We start from the raw sequence: 16121 nt of genomic DNA, 5'->3' as shown, positions 1-16121 counted from the left end.
AATTTGCATTTCGCAGTCCATTTGGCTTATGACCGCGCCCTTACAAGAGATTTAAACCGAGGGTGTCATGGCAGAACTGATCATTCCGGGCCCACAGGGCCGTATCGAAGCGCGCTACACAGAGCCGCCGCTTCCTGGCGCACCTATTGCGCTTGTCCTTCACCCCCACCCCAAAGCGGGCGGAACGATGCAGGACCCCATCTCGATCATGCTCTACCAAATGTTCGAGCGTCACGGTTTTGGCGTCCTGCGCTACAATTCCCGCGGCGTCGGCCGCAGCCAGGGTGTCTATGACCAAGGCATCGGCGAACTTGAAGACGCCGCCTACGTCCTCGACTATATCGAGAACCTCAGCGAAAGCCCTCGCTACGTCTGGTGTGCCGGCTACAGCTTTGGCGCCTGGATCACGCTCCAACTCCTGATGCGCCGCCCGGAAATCGATGGCTTCCTCGCCATTTCACCCCCGGCCAACCACTATGACCTGTCATTCCTGGCGCCCTGCCCGGCCTCCGGCCTGATCGTGAATGGTGACAATGACGCCATCGCGAGCCCGGAAGACATTGAGCGTGCTCTCACCAAGGTGCGCGTCCAGAAGGGCGAAGTCATCGAACGCGCCCGCGTCAAAGGCGCAAACCACTTCTACGTCGACAAGCGCGACGAGCTGATCGGCCTCTGCGAGCAATACCTGCTGCAGCGCCTTGAAGATGCTGAAGAAAAACTCCGCATCGAAGCTGAAAAAGACTAACCGAGCACCCGGCCGCCCGTCATGGCGGCCGGAACGCCCGTTGTCGTCGGCCAGCTGATCGGCAAGCCGCGCACAGTCCGCGCCGCCAGGAAGGCAAACGCCTCCGCCTCAATCGAATCCCCGCGCCAGCCAGCCTCTTCTGCGCTCAGAACAGGGCACGGCAGCGCCTCCGCCAGCGCCGCCATCAGCGCCGGATTATGCCGCCCACCCCCACAAGCGATCACCCGCTCCGGAATATCGGGCAGCTGTGCGACGCCGGCCGCTACCGCGCGGGCCGAAAAGGCTGTGAGCGTCGCCGCACCGTCCTCGAGTGATAGTCCCCGCGCCATGCTGGCATTGAAGTCATAGCGATCCAGCGACTTCGGCGGCAATTCCTGGAACCAGTCATGGTCCATCAACTGCCCCAAAAGCCCCTCGTGAACCCGTCCAGCCGCCGCATAGGCGCCGCCCACGTCATGGGTGCCCTTGCCATGCCCCTCGACCCACTCATCGATTGGCCCATTCGCCGGTCCGGTATCAAACGCAAACAACGTCCCATCCGCCATACGCGCCGTGATGTTTGCCACCCCGCCCAGGTTCAGCACCGCGCTCGCGCCATCCCCGGCACGCTCCAGCAGTGCACCATGATAAGCCGGCGCCAGTGGCGCGCCCTGCCCGCCTGCAGCCACATCCGCCGTCCGGAAATCATAGGCCAGCGTCACGCCCAGCGCCTTCTGAAGCGCGATCGCATCAATCAGCTGCAAAGTGGCCCCGACTTGCCCAGGTCTGGGCCGCCGATGGAGCACGGTTTGCCCGTGAATACCCGCCAACGGTCCGGGAATACCCCGTCCCGCCCCATCCCGCAGCATCTCGAAGGCCTCGGCATGGGTCTCGGTAATCACCTTCCGTGCCGCTTCAAAAGCGTCTTCCGGCGCCGCACCTGTCCAGTTCCAGGCCCGCGCAGCATCCGTCGCGTCCTGCAAAGCCTGCCGCTCGCGCACCGTATATTTGCGTTCTGCGACCGGCCCGAACTCCAGTACCCGCTCTCCATCCGTCAGGATCAGCGCCGCATCTGTTGCATCCAGTGAGGTTCCCGACATGAACCCCGCCACCCATTGCGGCCCCTGATCGTGAATTGGATGGTTCAAGAGTCCCGCTTTCCGTGTTACGCGCCTGCGCTTACGGAGACACGAGACAATGACCGAATACAAGTCGGAATTCCTGAAAACCCTCGATTCACGCGGCTTCATCAAGCAGATGACGCACCCGACTGAACTCGACGCCTATTGCGCTTCAGGCATACCGGTCTGCTATATCGGCTTCGATGCAACGGCAGACAGCCTGCACGTCGGCTCCCTCCTCCAGATCATGATGCTGCACCATTTCCAGCGTTGCGGCGGCAAACCCGTCGTTCTCATGGGCGGCGGCACCACCAAGGTCGGCGACCCCACGGATAAGGAAAAATCGCGCCCCCTCCTGACGGACGAGCAGATCGCCTCCAACATGGCAAGCATCAAGAGGGTGTTTGAGCCCTTCCTCACGTTCGGCGACGGCCCAACCGATGCCATCATGGTCAACAATGACGACTGGCTGTCGAAGATCGGCTATGTCGAGTTCCTGCGCGACTACGGCGTGCACTTCACGATCAACACAATGATCAAGCAGGAAACGGTCGACCGCCGACTGCGAAACGAGCAGCCTTATACGTTCCTCGAGTTCAACTACATGCTGCTGCAGGCATACGATTTCCTTGAGCTGTACAGGCGTCACGGCGTCCGCCTCCAACTTGGCGGATCGGACCAGTGGGGGAATATCATCAACGGTGTCGAGCTCACCCGGCGCGTCGCAGGCGGTGAAGCCTATGGCCTGACATCGCACCTCATCACCACGGCGTCAGGCGGCAAAATGGGCAAGACGGCGGATGGCGCTGTCTGGCTGAATGCCGACCGGAAGAGCCCCTACGAATACTGGCAGTTCTGGCGCAATACTGAGGATGCGGATGTGGGCCGGTTCCTGCGACTATTCACAGATCTCGATGTCGCTGAGATTGAAGAGCTCGAAAAGCTCGAGGGCGCCGATATCAACAAAGCGAAGATTGCGCTCGCGAATGCCGCGACGACACTGCTCCATGGCGCAGACGTCGCGGCGGAATCGGAAGCCGCTGCTTCAGCGGTTTTCGGCGACGGCGCCTCAGCGGACGCGCTGCCAACAGTCGAAGTGCCAAAGGCCGAACTCGAGGCGGGCATGCTCGTTGCTGCGGCGTTCGCTGCTGCAGGACTTGCCGGGTCAAACGGAGAAGCGCGTCGCCTAATCAAGCAAGGAGCCGCAAAGGTGAACGACGTCCTGATCAGCGACCAGAACGGCACGCTCAGCGCGGCAGATCTGGTCGATGGGGCTATCAAACTGTCAGCCGGCAAGAAGCGTCATGCGCTGCTGAAGATCAGTTAGGCCTGGTCTATTTGAAGCTTTCTTCGGGGATCGGCGGCAATTCTGACGGAATAGGCTCGTCAGGCGTGCGCGGTTTGGCCTCGGGAATACTTGTGTCCGCCGGGTTTTCGAAAATCCGGCGGATGACGCCCGGCGCAAGCGCAGACAACGGATTTACCGAGACGTTGGCTTTTTCAAGCGTGCCGTTCACGGAATAGGTCAGCGAGAAAACGCCCTCCCCGTCACGCCCCACGACGAGGTCGCCAATGATCGGGATCTGGCCAAGCGCTGAGTTCAAACCGAAACTCGGCACCAAGACGCCATCAAACTCAATGCCGCCGGTCTTGCTCTCGACATAGCCGCTGGAGGTCAGCCCAAGTGCCGGCCCCTGCGCCTTTGCGCCAGTCACGATATAACGGCCATCAGCGATCTTGAGGGGGATGTCGATACGCGAGAAAAGAACGCCTTCGCCGCTAAGCGTATCGGCCAGCCCCCTGAGAGAAGCGAGCGACAGGATCTGCGTCAGGAATGGCGCATTCCGCATACGTACATTTGTCAACGCAATATCGAAGTTGGCCGGCGAGGAATCCTTGGTGAACTTTCCTTTCAGCTCCAGATTGCCGCCTTCCAGAAAGTCCGCGCCGAGCAAGGCCTGCGCCATGAAGCCGGCATTGCCACTCTCGACGTCAACGGTCGCTCCGCCCGGGGCAGTAGAATCATATCTCGCCATCAGCGGCGAGCCGTCATCGGCCTTCCCGGAGGCTTCGAAGAAGGCGAGACCGCTTGCACCCGTCTTCGCCTTCAAGACGGCATTGCGCATATCCAGCCCTGACCTCAGCGTCAGCGTATCCAGTTCGGCATCAATCGTGAGCGGCGTTGTGCTGTTATTGGCCGTATCACCAGCTGCCCCCAAGCCAGACATGGCGCCGGAAAGATCAAGATAAGTGCCCTTCAGCGACAGCGCTAATCCGCCACCTGCGGCGCGTACAACATTGCCGCCGAGGTCAGCCTTGTTCTTCAGGTAGGCCCGCCGCAGCGTAGCTGACACCAGTTTGGAGTCAGGGCCCAGCGAATAGTCACCATCGACCCGCGCGTCTTCCGTGGTGAACAGGATGGTCGACTTTGTGTCGTCTCCCACTTTCTCATAACGGACGGATGCCTTGGCGGGCACGCCCTTGGGCTTCACCCAACCGATTTCGGACAGATCGATACGCGCCTCACCAAGGTCGAGCGACGTATCGGCGGATAGCAGGTTCTCATCATTAAGACGCGCCTGTACCTCCAGCGGCACTTCACCGGTGAGATAGGCCCGCCCGAGCAGCCCGAACCGGTTCAGGACATCCGGCGTGACAACGGCGGTCGCGGAGAGGTTTGACGGCGCTTCGCCATCGTTGAACGCATCGCGCCAGGTGAACTGAACGGGCGACGGACCGAGGTCACCAAATCCGCTTACCGTGATCCCGGCCTGATTGCCGTTGATGTTGAACTTGCCATTTGTGAGATCGAACCCCAAGGCCGCATTCTTTAGGCCGCCATCAGTCACCGTCCCGAGAACCGAGAAGCGGACCTGCTCATAAGGCACATCGTCCAGCGCCGGGCGGAACATTTCGAAAGTCATCTCTGCATCACCCGTGAGGCGCGCAGGATCGAATTTTGACTTAAGGCGCGATTCCGCCAGGGTCTTCATCACGTTGGTGGCCGGTCCGTGCCCCTTCGCGAATACCCTGAAGGGCACCCCCTTCGGATTGAAGGCCGGAAAATCCACCACCCCGTCGTCCAGCACCCAGCCGCCATAATCGCCGCTCTCGACGACAACCTTGAACCCGTTGCCCGTGAGTTCACCCTTCCCGGTCGCATTCTCTACGGCCGGCAGATCGTCAAGGAACCTCACCGCAGCATCGCGCACAGTGAAATCCAGCTGCAGGTTCTCATTACGAAGGTACCCTTCGGCAAGACTGTCCCGCAGCAGGTCGATGTGCCCCTCGGCCGACGTAACGACACCGGCGGTTACCCGATTCACCGCGAAGCGGCGCGCGCCGTCACCGAGCTGAACGGGCCAGAAAGCCAGCACAGTCTCCCGGCTCAAATCTCCCTCGGACGCAAAATCAAGACTGCCAATGATCGGCGGTTCGCCGGGTTTCTTGTCCGGCGTCAGTTGAAACGCCCCGGACGCTTTCAGCGTGTCGGCGCCGGTTTGCAGCGTCAATTCCGCGCCCCGAAATGCGTAGTTCGCAAGGTCGACTTCGCCGGCCAGTGTCAGCCGAGAGATCGCGATCGGATGCTCGAACCGAGGGGTGAGATCAAGTTCGAGTTCAGGGCTCGCAAGATTGAACTTTCTGAACCCGTCTCCCTTCATCGCATCCTGAAGCGATAATACCGCGTTCCCTTTCAGGGGACCGGCGCCACTTGTTTGCGCATCGATGGAGAGCGTGTCAGTCGAAGCCGCATAGGCAGCCTTCAGCTTCAGGTCGTTAACGGCCAGGCCATTGCTGCCCATCGGCAAACGTCCAGCGCCAGCGTCCACATCGATGATGATCTGCTCCACGCCTGCGGCCTTGGAGACATCAAAGGACACGACAACATTCGCCGGAAGGCCCTCAAACCGCTCGCTGCTCATTCCGAACCGGATCGCCAGGTCAGCAAGTGGCCATTTCGCAACCGCAAACTCGGCTTTCAAATGCTGCCCCGAATTGGATGTCTCCAGCGTGGCGGCAAGTCCCGCAGGCAAGCCGTCGCCGACGCCGCTTCCTGAAACCGACAGGACGATTCCGCCTGCGGCGCGCGCCACTTGGCCTTTGGCCGCTTTCAATGTCAGCAGATTGGCGCCTTCGCGCCCCCTGACGCGGACCTCAAAATTGTCAAAGGACGCTCGCTGCAGATCGATGGTCGGCTCTGTCTGCTGAAGCGCGACCAGCAGCTGTGGCAACACTTCGTTCGCGCGAGCCAGCCATTCGGCTGGGGTTGTCGGCAATTGCCCGGTTGGGATTTCAGGCAGGGGATCGCCGGCTATTTTCCATTTTGTATCAGTGACCTGATCGACATTGATCCAGCCTTGGTCAAGATCCATGGTAAGGACTTCGACCTTGCCAAGAACAAGGGACGAGCCGGACAGAACCAGCTCCGCATGTGCGGCCTCGGCGCTCAGTTCGTTTTTTTCATCATACAATTTGACGTCGCGAGCGTTGACCAGAACGCGGCGATCAGCCTGAGACCATTCCAGGTAAACTTCACCGATACTTACATTGTGCCCACTGCGCGCCTGCGCGAGCGCGCGCTCGATATCATCCTTGAAGATGCCGAGGGGCAACGGCCCGCTCGCCAGCCGAAATGCCAGCAGACCAGCGACGACCATGATGAGCAGGATCAATCCGCCAAGTATTTCCAGAATAACCGTCGAGGCGGTCTGGCGAACCAAGGGCACGCTCCTTAAGCTTCATGCGACTCATATCGAACAGCCTGGCTGCAGAGCCTTTGATATAAGCACAGTCGTTAATGTGCACCATAGGAGCATTACATGAGCAAACCACTGGTTGAGGGCGTAAAAGCGCCGTCTTTTTCCATCGAGACGACAGACGGCAAAAAGCAGCTATCATCGTACAAGGGCAAGACCCTCGTTCTCTATTTCTACCCGAAAGACGACACGCCTGGATGCACGAATGAAGCAAAAGACTTCTCCGCCCTCGCCGCCGACTTTGCTGCGGCCGGCGCTGAAATACTTGGCGTGTCGCGCGATACGCTGGCGAAGCACGGCAAGTTTACGGACAAGCATGATCTGAAAATTCCGCTCGGAGCGGACGAGGACGGCAGCGTTTGCGAATCGTTCGGCGTCTGGGTGGAGAAGAACATGTATGGACGCACGTATATGGGAATCGCCCGTTCGACATTTTTGATCGGTCCTGACGGCAAGATAAAGCGAATCTGGCCCAAGGTTCGTGTGAAGGGACACGCTGAGGAAGTGCTCGAGAGTGTGAAGACCTGAGCACCGCCTATTCATTACGCACAATTCACCCAATTTCCTTAGCGTTAACAGGGGATTTACCCAAATAGGCGAAAAATCGCATGAATTGTGCTCTGTAGGGCTTTCACCCCAGTTCGAAATGGGTATTTATGGGTCCACGGGTTTGGGAAACGTGCTGTAGTAATTGTTGCAGCATGGGGTGTGATTTCCAGTCGACAGGTGGCGTGCATGGCAAAGTGGAGTGCAAGCGTAAAAGCGACGTTTGATCGGGCGTTTCCTGAACGCCAGATCTATCATCGCAGCGGTGGCACGGTTCGCTATATTTCGGTATCGCCTTGGCAGCAGGCTATTATTGCTGCTGGTGCGGCTGCCTTGGCCGGTTGGACCCTCTTCGTTACAGGCAGTTATGTTCTCGGCGGGCCCAGCAGCACAATTGCCGGCGCGCCCGATGATCGTGAACTCGCCAAGTATGAGCGCTGGGTTCAGGAACTCCGCGCAAAGGATGCTCTCTCCCGCTCGCTCCTTGAGGAACGCACAGACGCCTTCCAGAAAGAGACCGCTGAGTGGGAAGACCGCCAGAAAGCCCTGGAAGATCTTTTCGACAAACTCAAAGGCGACGAAAACCTTGAAGTCTCGGCCCTGAAGGGTGACGGCACGGGCCTTCTGGTCAAGGCGTCAATCGAAGAAGCTGATAATCGTCAGTCACGACATTTCGAGCCCATTACTGCCGCCTTCGACACGAGTGGCACACGCGTGAGCCTCAAGAACCTGAAATATGACCAGGAGCGTATCCTGGATGAAGCGGAAGACCTGGCCATTGATCGCGCCGAGCGCGCGCGCGGTGTTCTGCAGTTGACCTCGGTTGGCAGCGACAGGATCATGTCTGGCGCTGAAATGGGCGGCCCGCTTGTACCAATCGCGACGCTCACATCCAGCGCCTCAAACCTGACAACCGATGAGGCATCGTTTTACAATCGCCTCAACCAGACACGCGCACGCGTCGAAGAGATGCGTTATTACGAACAGATCGTTGCCAGCTTGCCGCTTGGTCGACCCGTCGGCGTTCCATTCCGCCAGACAAGCGACTATGGCATGCGCATTGACCCATTCCGCAAGCGCCCAGGCTGGCACAACGGCCTTGACCTTGCTGCGTACCATGCCGCGCCAATTGTTGCGGCCGGACCAGGCAAGGTATCATTCGCGGGCGCCAGCTCCGGCTACGGGCGCCTGGTCGAGATCGACCACGGACATGGCTTCAAGTCCCGCTATGGTCACTTGAGCGCAATTACGGTATCAAAGGGGGATACCGTGGAAATCGGAGACTTGGTCGGCAAGATGGGGACCACCGGACGAAGCACGGGCGACCATCTTCACTATGAAGTCTGGTTCAACGGCAAACCTTATGATCCAGCGAAATTCTTGAAAGCAGGCCGACATGTTCACTAAAAACAAAACACCAGAAACCACCACTCCTGAACCCGTCAAAGCAGCTACTGCACAGGATGCAATCCGCGGCGCAGCGATGAAGCCTGCGGCGCGCGCGGCGTCGATCATTTGCGCCGACATGAAGATAAACGGGTCTGTCATTTCTGAAGGCGCCCTTCAGATCGACGGCGTTGTTGATGGTGACGTCAGCGCAACAGACATTACGATTGGCGCTTCCGGACACATCACGGGCGAAGTGAAAGCCGAAGTCGTGAAGGTAAAAGGCAAGATCCGTGGATCCATCCGCGCTCGCAAGGTCGAGCTGGAATCCGGCGCCCATGTTAAAGGCGACATCGTTCATTCGTCGCTTCAGATCCAGTCGAATGCTGTCTTCGAAGGTCAGGTGAAGCACGCTGATGACCCGCTGAAAGAGACAGGCCCGAAGGGCGCGTCAGCTTCTTCGGTCTCCAATGAATCGTCGACGCCGATGAGCAGCTCAAGCCCTACCGCATTCGGGATTTCGACAACGGCGTCCTGACGCACGCCCGCTTTACAATTACCTCTTCCCAAACCGCCGACATTTTATGATGTCGGCGGTTTTGTTTTGCCGTCAATCGGGCGAGCCCCTTGAGGGTAATCGAAAGCACAGCGCGAGTGCCCCAATGCCTTCTGTGTACTCATGCTACAGAAAAAGCCCCGGACGCTTTGTCCGGGGCTTTTCTCGTTTGATAGATTGTAGGGTGCCTTAAAAGGCCGTGCCCTTACGGGATCAGGTTGCCTGCCCCTTGCACTCCGGTGTCGCGTTGTACTTCGCTTCAGCCTCGGAGAGACGTTCCTTGATGGTCTTGCAGTTCTCAGGAATGTTGTCTTCACCCAGAACGGCCAGACGCTTACAGATCTTCGCTTCATTCTCGACGTTCAGCCATGCGGACTGAACTTCGAAGCAAACCAAGGCGCGCTTGGTGTTTTCCTCGGAGTTCATAAAGTCGATCCAGCTGCGCCCCGCATTGTTGCCGGCCGTCTTGAACGATTCCCGGGCCCCTGCCCGATCGCCACGCTCATAGCGCGACTGGCCAATCAGGACGTAAGCGTTTCCGCGGTCCTTGATGCCGCCCATGCTGATCGCTTTGTTGAGCGCGTCTTCTGTGTCTTTCCATTTCTGGAGGTCAGCATAGGATCGGCCAAGACGTTCATACATTGCGCCGCCGCCACCAGCATCAGCAGCCTGCTTGATAACCGGGATCGCTTTCTCGTGTTCACGTGCCACCTGGTACAGGTTTGCAAGGAGTTCGAGGTGATCGAGGTTCTTGGAGATACGGCCCGCATTCATCTCTTTCTCGAGAACGCGTGCGGCATGGTAGGGAGCGTTGAAACGGTTGTAGAAGTTTACGACGCGCATGAGCTCGTCTTCGGTTTTCAGCAAGCCGCCAAGATACATGGCCTTCTGAACTTCGAAGGCCTTGCGCTCTTCATTATCAGCGAAATAGTTGCCGGCAATTGCATCCCAATATTTGCGCTCGTTAGGATTGCGTTCGACAAGAACTTCCAGCACTTCAGCCAACTTCGCCTTTTGACCGGTCTCATTGTAAAGATAGAGCAGAAGGTCATAGACTTCCTGCTTGTAATTATTGCCATCGTCGGCGCGGACTTCTTCGGCCCACCGAACAGCTTCTTTGAACTTGTCGGCGCGCTGGTTGAGCACAGCAAGCTGCCATTTTTGCGTACGGTCAGGTTTACCACCTGCCTGTTGCCACTTGGTCATGTACTCGAGCGCTTTGCCAAGGTCTTCTTCCTGAAGATAAATCTGGGCAATGTTATAGTAGGTCTGAGCGGCGTCCGCTGCAGGGATATAACCTTTGTTAAGCGCAGTGAGCAGATCCTGGACAGCGCCAGCACGATCACCGTTCTCAATCTTGATATACGCGGAGAGCTTGATAACAGCGCCTTCCTCGTAGCAGTTCAACTCGGTTGAACGCAGCGAGTTGAGTTTTGAAATCGCCGTATTGAAGTCCTTCTTGACCATCGCAGCCTGTTCGGCCTCGAGATAGGTCTGGCCCGTTTTCGAGCTGAACTCGGTTTCGGTACAAGACTGCGCCATTGCAGCGCCAGCACCCATCGTTGCCATAAAGCCAACGAGCACGGCGCCCTTGAGAGTTGCTCTAATTCCCATTTTCCTCTCCTCTCCGCGCAGCTCGCGGGGTTTGGCCCAATCAACCGGAATTGCTGGGCGGGATCAATAACTTCCGCGCGGTAACTTACGTAATCTGTAGCGCGCTTCTGCCCATTAAAAGACTGTTACTTATTCACTTCATGTATGGGTCTCACCGACCCAATTCGTCAATGCCAATCAACATCAATTCTTCATTCGATCATAGCGTTTCCCATTCGGAATTCAGGATCTAAATCACGCTTTGCTCAACCTTCAGAAAACCGTGCCGGTAATGAGGCATGAAGGTATTGGGTTGACCATTTTTTGGCTCCCGTAATACCCGCGCAGCCATTCCAAAAAGTGACGGAATGTGCAGCAATCACAAGTATCCGACGCGACTCCATTTGTTACATAGTATCATTTTCTGCCGTCTTGTGCAATTGGTACCGCAATCTGGAAAATCTGGACTTTCATCAAAACGCTCTGAAAAAAAGGAGCGCCCATTTCGGGGCGCTCCTTGAATGTCAGTGTGCAATCAATGTTCATCGCCTACTGCAGCTTGAATTCCAGCGGATACACAACGTTCTTGCGCTCAGCTGCCTTGCCACGAATGATCTTCGGAGCAAATTCAACTCGTGCAACGGCGCGTTCTGCTTCCGACTTGAACATGTCGTTCGTGCAGGAGGCCGAGACGTTATACGGGCGGCCCCGTGTATCCACGTCGAAACGGACATCACAGCTACCTTCGATGCCACGCTCTGCAGCGCGCTGCGGGAACGATGGCGTCGGTGGGCGGATCGGCTGAGCATCACGGTCAGAGATCGCAACCGGATCAATCGCGAGCGATTGCATACGGCCAAGGTTGAGCTCCGTAGGAGCTGCGCCTTCGATCTTCGGAGTCGGCAGGTTGATCTGCGATTTTGTTGCCGACACTTTTGGCGGTGGAGGCGGCTTGGCAGCCGAATCCAGGCGCTTCGGTTTGGACCGTTGACGCGTGCGAACTTCGCTATCCTGTTTTTGAGGCGTGATAGCAGCCAGAACGCGTTGCTCACCTTTGTCCACCTTGATCTCGGTGACGTTGATCAGCGAGCTCATCATGATGAACAGAAGATAGACGATCGGAACGGCAATAACGAGGGCAGCTCCCAATCTCATAAACGGACTGTTGAACATGTCTGAGTCTCCTATTCTCGCTTGGCCGAAATATTGATCACCGTCGCGCCATCGATCTTGTTGATCGTTTCCATGACATCGACCAGCACCTCGGCTTCAGCATCTACATCAGCCTGAACAACAACTTCACCCTTTGGGTTGTCTTCACGCAATTGCTTGAACGTGAAGCCGATCTCGTCAGGCGAAACTTGCTTTTTGTCGATATAGATATCGCTGTTCTTGTCGATCGCGATCAGGATCGCGAGTGGCTTGACCTGCGCCTTGTTGTCCACTTCAGGACGGACAATGGGGACACCTGGTTCCTTGATGAACTGCGCCGTCACAATGAAGAAGATTAGAAGGATGAACACAACGTCCAGCATGGGCGTCAGGTTGACATCGTCTTCCGCTCCTCCCCCACCGGCGACTGATTGGCGTTTTCTGCGTGCCATGTGTGTCGCTCCTCTATTCTACAGCCGTAAGGACGAGGTTTACCCGGTCCCTATAGCCTGCATTGTAAGCCGCATCCCGGATCAGAACGATCACGCCGCTCTTTGCCTTTGGGTGCGCCTGGATGACAACGGCACTCTCTGGAGTTTCGGCACGCACACGCTCGATATTCGCACGTACTGAACCGATATCCGTCGCTCGGCCGTTCACAGTGATGAGGTTAGTCTCATCGATCAGGATCAGAATGGCTGGCACCTGCTCCTGTTGATCTGTCTCCGGAGCCGGTGGCGGTGGCGGTTCAAGACCCAGAGCTTCTTCCTGCGCGAACGTCGCCGTCACGATGAAGAAGATGAGTAGGATGAAAACCACATCCAGCATTGGCGTGAGGTCAACGTTGGCCTCGTCCGGATTTCTTACCTTACGTCCACGCATCAGCCGATCTCCATCTCGTCTTCGACCCACTGGACAGACCGATCCACGCGGCGATCCATGCCGGATGTAAACAGAATGCCAGAGAGCGACGCGACCATGCCGGCCATTGTCGGAATTGTCGCGCGGGACACACCCGCAGACATTGCCTTTGCGTCAGCACCGTTGGTGATAGCCATAACGTCGAACACGGCCACCATCCCCGTCACTGTTCCGAGTAGACCAAGGAGTGGCGCAAGAGCCACCATGGCCTTCGTGAGCTGGACATTCTGCTCGGCTTTCGCACGAACTTCCGAGACCAGCTTGTCACGCACCCAGTGCGCGAGTGTCGACTTCCGATCGGAGCGGGAACGCCACTCCGCGATCGCTTCCGCGGCCACTTGCTTGTGAGCAAACCTGAAATAGAACAGCCGTTCCAGGATAAGTGCCCACATGAAGAATGTTGCTGCCATGATGACAATCAACACGGGACCGCCACGATCGAGGAAAGCTTGTAGATCTGCAAAACCCATGATCGGGTTCCTCCTCCTCGAGTGAAACGAGGGGGATGGCTTACGCCATCACCCCACGCGTGGATTCCGCTTTCTCAGCAACCAGGCCAGCGGCCTGCTCGTCGAGAATTTGCTGGTTGCCACGAGCCATCGACGAAGCGACAGCGTGGATCAGCAGCAGCGGAATGGCGGCCACAAGGCCAAACACCGTTGTCATAAGAGCAACCGAGATACCGCCTGCCATCAGTTTTGGATCGCCTGCACCATAGATCGTGATCGTGGTGAAGGTGATGATCATACCGATAACGGTACCGAGAAGACCGAGCAGCGGAGCAACAGCAGCGAACACCTTGATGATGTCGTTGAAGCGTTCGATGCGGGGCGATTCACGGAGGATTTGCTCGTCAAGTTTGAGCTCAAGCGTCTCGATGTCTGCATTCTTATTGGTTTCGTAGGCTTCAAACACGCGAGCCAGTGGGTTGCCGGTACCGGCCTGACGGGTTTTCGCCGTCTTGCGCATTGCACCGCCCATCGTGAAGAGCGTGAAGATCTTATAGAGACCAATCAGGATACCGATCACGGCGAGCACAGCAATAACTGCACCAACCGAGCCACCTTGCTTAAGGCGGTCAGCGAATTTCGGAAGGTCGCCAAGGATACCGAACAGGTTACCTTTGGATGGATCGACTGGTGCGCGGACGAGTTGGTCCGGGCCAGCATTGATCAGCGAGCCCATTGCCGAGCTATAAGAACCGGCAGGCTGTTGCTTGAATGCCTGAAGGAACGTGTCGCCGTCATCGCCTTTCTTGACTTCGACGAACTTCTTGCCTTGCGTCGTCGCAGCGGTGAAGACACCAACGCGCATCAGCTCAGCTTCAGCGTTCGAACCATCTGGGCCAATGCCGTCGACAACGGCAGTGAAGGTTTTCACTTCGGACTGCGCGATCATCTCTTGCAGCATGGCCTTGGGCAGATTCTCGAGCTGCGAACGCGTTGGCAATGTGCGGGCTTCCGCAACCTGGGCAATGCTTTCTACGCGGTCTGGATAGTTGAAGCTTGCGAACGAGTTCGCAATTTCAGGCATCGTTTCACCAGCAGCCGTACGGAACTGGCCGAGCAGCTCCTGAAAGTCGCCAGCCTGTTCGGAAACCTGGCCTTCAAGAGCCGAGAGTTCCGCTTCATTGGCGTCAAATTCGGCGCCGAGAGCCCTGCCCTTCGCTTCGACAGTCGCAAGCGCGCCACGCGCTTCGGTCATCTTGGCTTCCTGAGCATTCTTGTCCTGCTGGAACTCGCGAAGGCGAGCTTGATCAGCGGCGGACATTTCATTCGAGTCCCGTTTGATGCTGTCCAGAACCGACTTCAAAGTCGCCTGTGCATCTGCCGGAGCAGCGAGGGTTACTGAGCTGAGACCGAGCAGCGTTGCCGCGCCCAGAGCCTTCAGCGAGGATTTAAACTTAAACATCTTCTATACCTCTTCTTGCCTGGATCGCGCCGACTATTCGACCGAGAACTTCTGGACCGGAGCAAACAGCACGTCTTGTTGTGCCTTGCCCTGCGCGACCCGGATCGCCTTGGCGATATCGGGCACATACTTGCCGCTCAGTGGTTCCCACGCTTCGGTTGCCCGGTTGTAGCGAGAAGCCTTGCCGTTCGGCGTCAGGTAAACGAGTGCCACACGTCCATAGAGGAACATGTCGACAGTGGTCGGCTTGCCGTCGAGGTCGATTTCTTCCTGCCAGGTGCTGATCGTACGACCGTATTCCATTTCGGCCTGGTAGGCGTCCATGATCAGGCGATACTGTTCAGCTGCAGTGACGTCAGGTTGCTGCATGATGCCGACGAGACCATCGAGGCGTGCCTCGCGCTCCGTCTTTTTGAATGGCAGATCAGCCGCAACAAAATTCTGAAGATCTTCGATCATGCTCAACAGCATTGGAACTGTCTGGGCAGTGATGTCGTCGATCGAGCCAAGTTGCTCGGTCAGCGAGACAATCTCTTCGCGCTGGCTTTTGACGACCAGCTCTTGTTGCTTGGAGTACAGTTCCGCAGCATCGCGGCGCTGCAGCAGCGTACGATATTCGCGAACCATGTCGGTACGCTCATCATCAAGCTGGTTGATTTGTTCTTGGACTTTTTCAGCTTGCCGTGTGGCCTGCTCGCCCGTGTTTAGCGCTTCGCGCAACTGAGCCTGGGCCGGGATGGCCAGTCCAGCAATCAGCGCCACAGCAATAACGCTGCGAGCTGGTGACAGAAGTTTCTTCATGAGGTTTGCCTCTCACTCTCCAAACGGTCGCGCATTTATTGCGCGGAAAATTCGACAATCAGGCAGCCTGCTAGCGAAGATGTCCCGGTTTCAATGCCTGGCCAAAAAACACACCGGCCGAGTTAGTTGGAAGTCGCAAGGCTTAAGCGCCCGACACCTACCCATTTTTCTGGAGCGCTGGTCGCTCTCTCGCTCTGACCCTTGCCATTCTGGCAACAAGTCCGCAACGCCCTAATTTGCGAAACCCGACGCTAACAACCCTGAACGGCGGGATCAACAAGGCTTTACGATTCGTTTAGAAAATATCCGCGTCCCATTCGAAGGCAACACTCGCAATACAGCGATACCTAGTATTACTATGTTGCAGAGCAGCAAAATGGATGGCTGGGGTGCCAGGATTCGAACCTGGGAATGCCGGTACCAAAAACCGGTGCCTTACCGCTTGGCGACACCCCAACGCGAAGCAGGCGAGATAGCCACTCTTGCACACGCTGGCAACACCCGATCACACGGTTTGAGCGGTCATATCCCATCAAACCTTGTGACAAGGCGCATGTTTCTTTGTCACATGCTGCCAGGCCTTTACATTTTTATCGATAATCGGCAACGTCCTCGTGACGATCAATGATCACACCGAACGGAGTTCGCACCCT

At 57.2% G+C, this 16121-nt stretch carries 14 protein-coding genes and 1 tRNA gene; 5 read left to right on the top strand and 10 right to left on the bottom strand.

Annotation, left to right across the window (positions count from 1 at the left end):
• Positions 1–67 precede the first annotated feature (67 nt).
• Positions 68–745 carry an alpha/beta hydrolase gene (locus tag HOC_RS15850; RefSeq protein ID WP_034742076.1) on the top strand — a complete coding sequence of 226 codons (678 nt, stop codon included), beginning with the start codon at positions 68–70 and terminating at the stop codon, positions 743–745.
• On the opposite strand, the gene HOC_RS15845 is transcribed toward HOC_RS15850, so the two are convergent.
• Entirely contained in the window at positions 742–1872 is a 1131-nt protein-coding gene (locus HOC_RS15845) for an anhydro-N-acetylmuramic acid kinase (protein WP_241767059.1), read from the bottom strand. The two genes, HOC_RS15850 and HOC_RS15845, sit on opposite strands and share 4 nt — an antisense overlap.
• A 49-nt stretch (positions 1873–1921) precedes the next feature.
• On the opposite strand from HOC_RS15845, the gene tyrS reads away from it, so the two are divergent.
• On the top strand, positions 1922–3172 hold the full coding sequence (tyrS, locus tag HOC_RS15840; protein ID WP_035540413.1) for a tyrosine--tRNA ligase: 1251 nt from the start codon (positions 1922–1924) through the stop codon (positions 3170–3172).
• A 7-nt stretch (positions 3173–3179) separates the two neighbouring features.
• Here tyrS and HOC_RS15835 read toward each other — a convergent pair whose 3' ends face one another.
• The gene (locus HOC_RS15835; protein ID WP_035540410.1) at positions 3180–6566 is read right to left on the bottom strand and encodes a YhdP family protein; all 3387 of its coding nucleotides are present in this window, start codon (positions 6564–6566) and stop codon (positions 3180–3182) included.
• A 99-nt stretch (positions 6567–6665) separates the two neighbouring features.
• On the opposite strand from HOC_RS15835, the gene HOC_RS15830 reads away from it, so the two are divergent.
• The 3 genes from HOC_RS15830 (at position 6666) to HOC_RS15820 (ending at position 9072) form a co-directional block, all read left to right on the top strand.
• Positions 6666–7130 (top strand): peroxiredoxin, encoded by a 465-nt coding sequence (locus HOC_RS15830; RefSeq protein WP_035540407.1) that lies wholly within the window; start codon positions 6666–6668, stop codon positions 7128–7130.
• A 207-nt stretch (positions 7131–7337) separates the two neighbouring features.
• Complete coding sequence (locus HOC_RS15825) at positions 7338–8555, top strand: M23 family metallopeptidase (RefSeq protein WP_035540404.1); 1218 nt, start codon at positions 7338–7340, stop codon at positions 8553–8555.
• Positions 8545–9072: a bactofilin family protein gene (locus HOC_RS15820; RefSeq protein WP_035540401.1), complete on the top strand. Its 528-nt coding sequence runs from the start codon at positions 8545–8547 to the stop codon at positions 9070–9072. The genes HOC_RS15825 and HOC_RS15820 overlap by 11 nt, the downstream gene beginning before the upstream one ends.
• Before the next feature lie 231 nt (positions 9073–9303).
• On the opposite strand, the gene HOC_RS15815 is transcribed toward HOC_RS15820, so the two are convergent.
• The 8 genes from HOC_RS15815 to HOC_RS15780 all read right to left on the bottom strand — a co-directional run bounded on the left by HOC_RS15815 (position 9304) and on the right by HOC_RS15780 (position 15924).
• A complete protein-coding gene (locus tag HOC_RS15815) occupies positions 9304–10704 on the bottom strand; it encodes a tetratricopeptide repeat protein (RefSeq protein WP_035540398.1) in 1401 nt (466 codons plus the stop codon).
• 528 nt (positions 10705–11232) lie between these two features.
• A complete protein-coding gene (locus tag HOC_RS15810; protein ID WP_035540396.1) occupies positions 11233–11856 on the bottom strand; it encodes an energy transducer TonB in 624 nt (207 codons plus the stop codon).
• An 11-nt stretch (positions 11857–11867) separates the two neighbouring features.
• Complete coding sequence (locus tag HOC_RS15805) at positions 11868–12287, bottom strand: ExbD/TolR family protein (protein ID WP_035540393.1); 420 nt, start codon at positions 12285–12287, stop codon at positions 11868–11870.
• A 13-nt stretch (positions 12288–12300) separates the two neighbouring features.
• A complete protein-coding gene (locus tag HOC_RS15800) occupies positions 12301–12717 on the bottom strand; it encodes an ExbD/TolR family protein (protein WP_035540391.1) in 417 nt (138 codons plus the stop codon).
• Complete coding sequence (locus HOC_RS15795; protein ID WP_035540388.1) at positions 12717–13226, bottom strand: MotA/TolQ/ExbB proton channel family protein; 510 nt, start codon at positions 13224–13226, stop codon at positions 12717–12719. Before HOC_RS15795 ends, HOC_RS15800 begins: the two co-directional genes overlap by 1 nt.
• Positions 13227–13266: 40 nt before the next feature.
• On the bottom strand, positions 13267–14667 hold the full coding sequence (locus HOC_RS15790) for a MotA/TolQ/ExbB proton channel family protein (protein WP_035540385.1): 1401 nt from the start codon (positions 14665–14667) through the stop codon (positions 13267–13269).
• 33 nt (positions 14668–14700) lie between these two features.
• Positions 14701–15468, bottom strand: a complete 768-nt coding sequence (locus tag HOC_RS15785; protein ID WP_035540382.1) for a DUF3450 domain-containing protein — start codon at positions 15466–15468, stop codon at positions 14701–14703.
• Between the two features lie 381 nt (positions 15469–15849).
• Positions 15850–15924: transfer RNA gene (locus HOC_RS15780), tRNA-Gln, on the bottom strand.
• Positions 15925–16121: the final 197 nt, after the last annotated feature.

The sequence above is a fragment of the Hyphomonas oceanitis SCH89 genome (assembly GCF_000685295.1).
Classification (GTDB): Bacteria; Pseudomonadota; Alphaproteobacteria; order Caulobacterales; family Hyphomonadaceae; genus Hyphomonas; species Hyphomonas oceanitis.
Note: the sequence above shows the minus strand (reverse complement) of the source record. Positions and strands in the feature narration are given on the sequence as shown.

Bases quoted from the DNA above. Each gene is read 5' to 3' on its own strand.
- HOC_RS15795 (WP_035540388.1), bottom strand. From the start codon at position 13,226: ATGGGTTTTGCAGATCTACAAGCTTTCCTCGATCGTGGCGGTCCCGTG.
- tyrS (WP_035540413.1), top strand. From the start codon at position 1,922: ATGACCGAATACAAGTCGGAATTCCTGAAAACCCTCGATTCACGCGGC.
- HOC_RS15800 (WP_035540391.1), bottom strand. From the start codon at position 12,717: ATGCGTGGACGTAAGGTAAGAAATCCGGACGAGGCCAACGTTGACCTC.
- HOC_RS15830 (WP_035540407.1), top strand. From the start codon at position 6,666: ATGAGCAAACCACTGGTTGAGGGCGTAAAAGCGCCGTCTTTTTCCATC.
- HOC_RS15825 (WP_035540404.1), top strand. From the start codon at position 7,338: ATGGCAAAGTGGAGTGCAAGCGTAAAAGCGACGTTTGATCGGGCGTTT.
- HOC_RS15785 (WP_035540382.1), bottom strand. From the start codon at position 15,468: ATGAAGAAACTTCTGTCACCAGCTCGCAGCGTTATTGCTGTGGCGCTG.
- HOC_RS15850 (WP_034742076.1), top strand. From the start codon at position 68: ATGGCAGAACTGATCATTCCGGGCCCACAGGGCCGTATCGAAGCGCGC.
- HOC_RS15790 (WP_035540385.1), bottom strand. From the start codon at position 14,667: ATGTTTAAGTTTAAATCCTCGCTGAAGGCTCTGGGCGCGGCAACGCTG.
- HOC_RS15815 (WP_035540398.1), bottom strand. From the start codon at position 10,704: ATGGGAATTAGAGCAACTCTCAAGGGCGCCGTGCTCGTTGGCTTTATG.
- HOC_RS15810 (WP_035540396.1), bottom strand. From the start codon at position 11,856: ATGTTCAACAGTCCGTTTATGAGATTGGGAGCTGCCCTCGTTATTGCC.
- HOC_RS15805 (WP_035540393.1), bottom strand. From the start codon at position 12,287: ATGGCACGCAGAAAACGCCAATCAGTCGCCGGTGGGGGAGGAGCGGAA.
- HOC_RS15820 (WP_035540401.1), top strand. From the start codon at position 8,545: ATGTTCACTAAAAACAAAACACCAGAAACCACCACTCCTGAACCCGTC.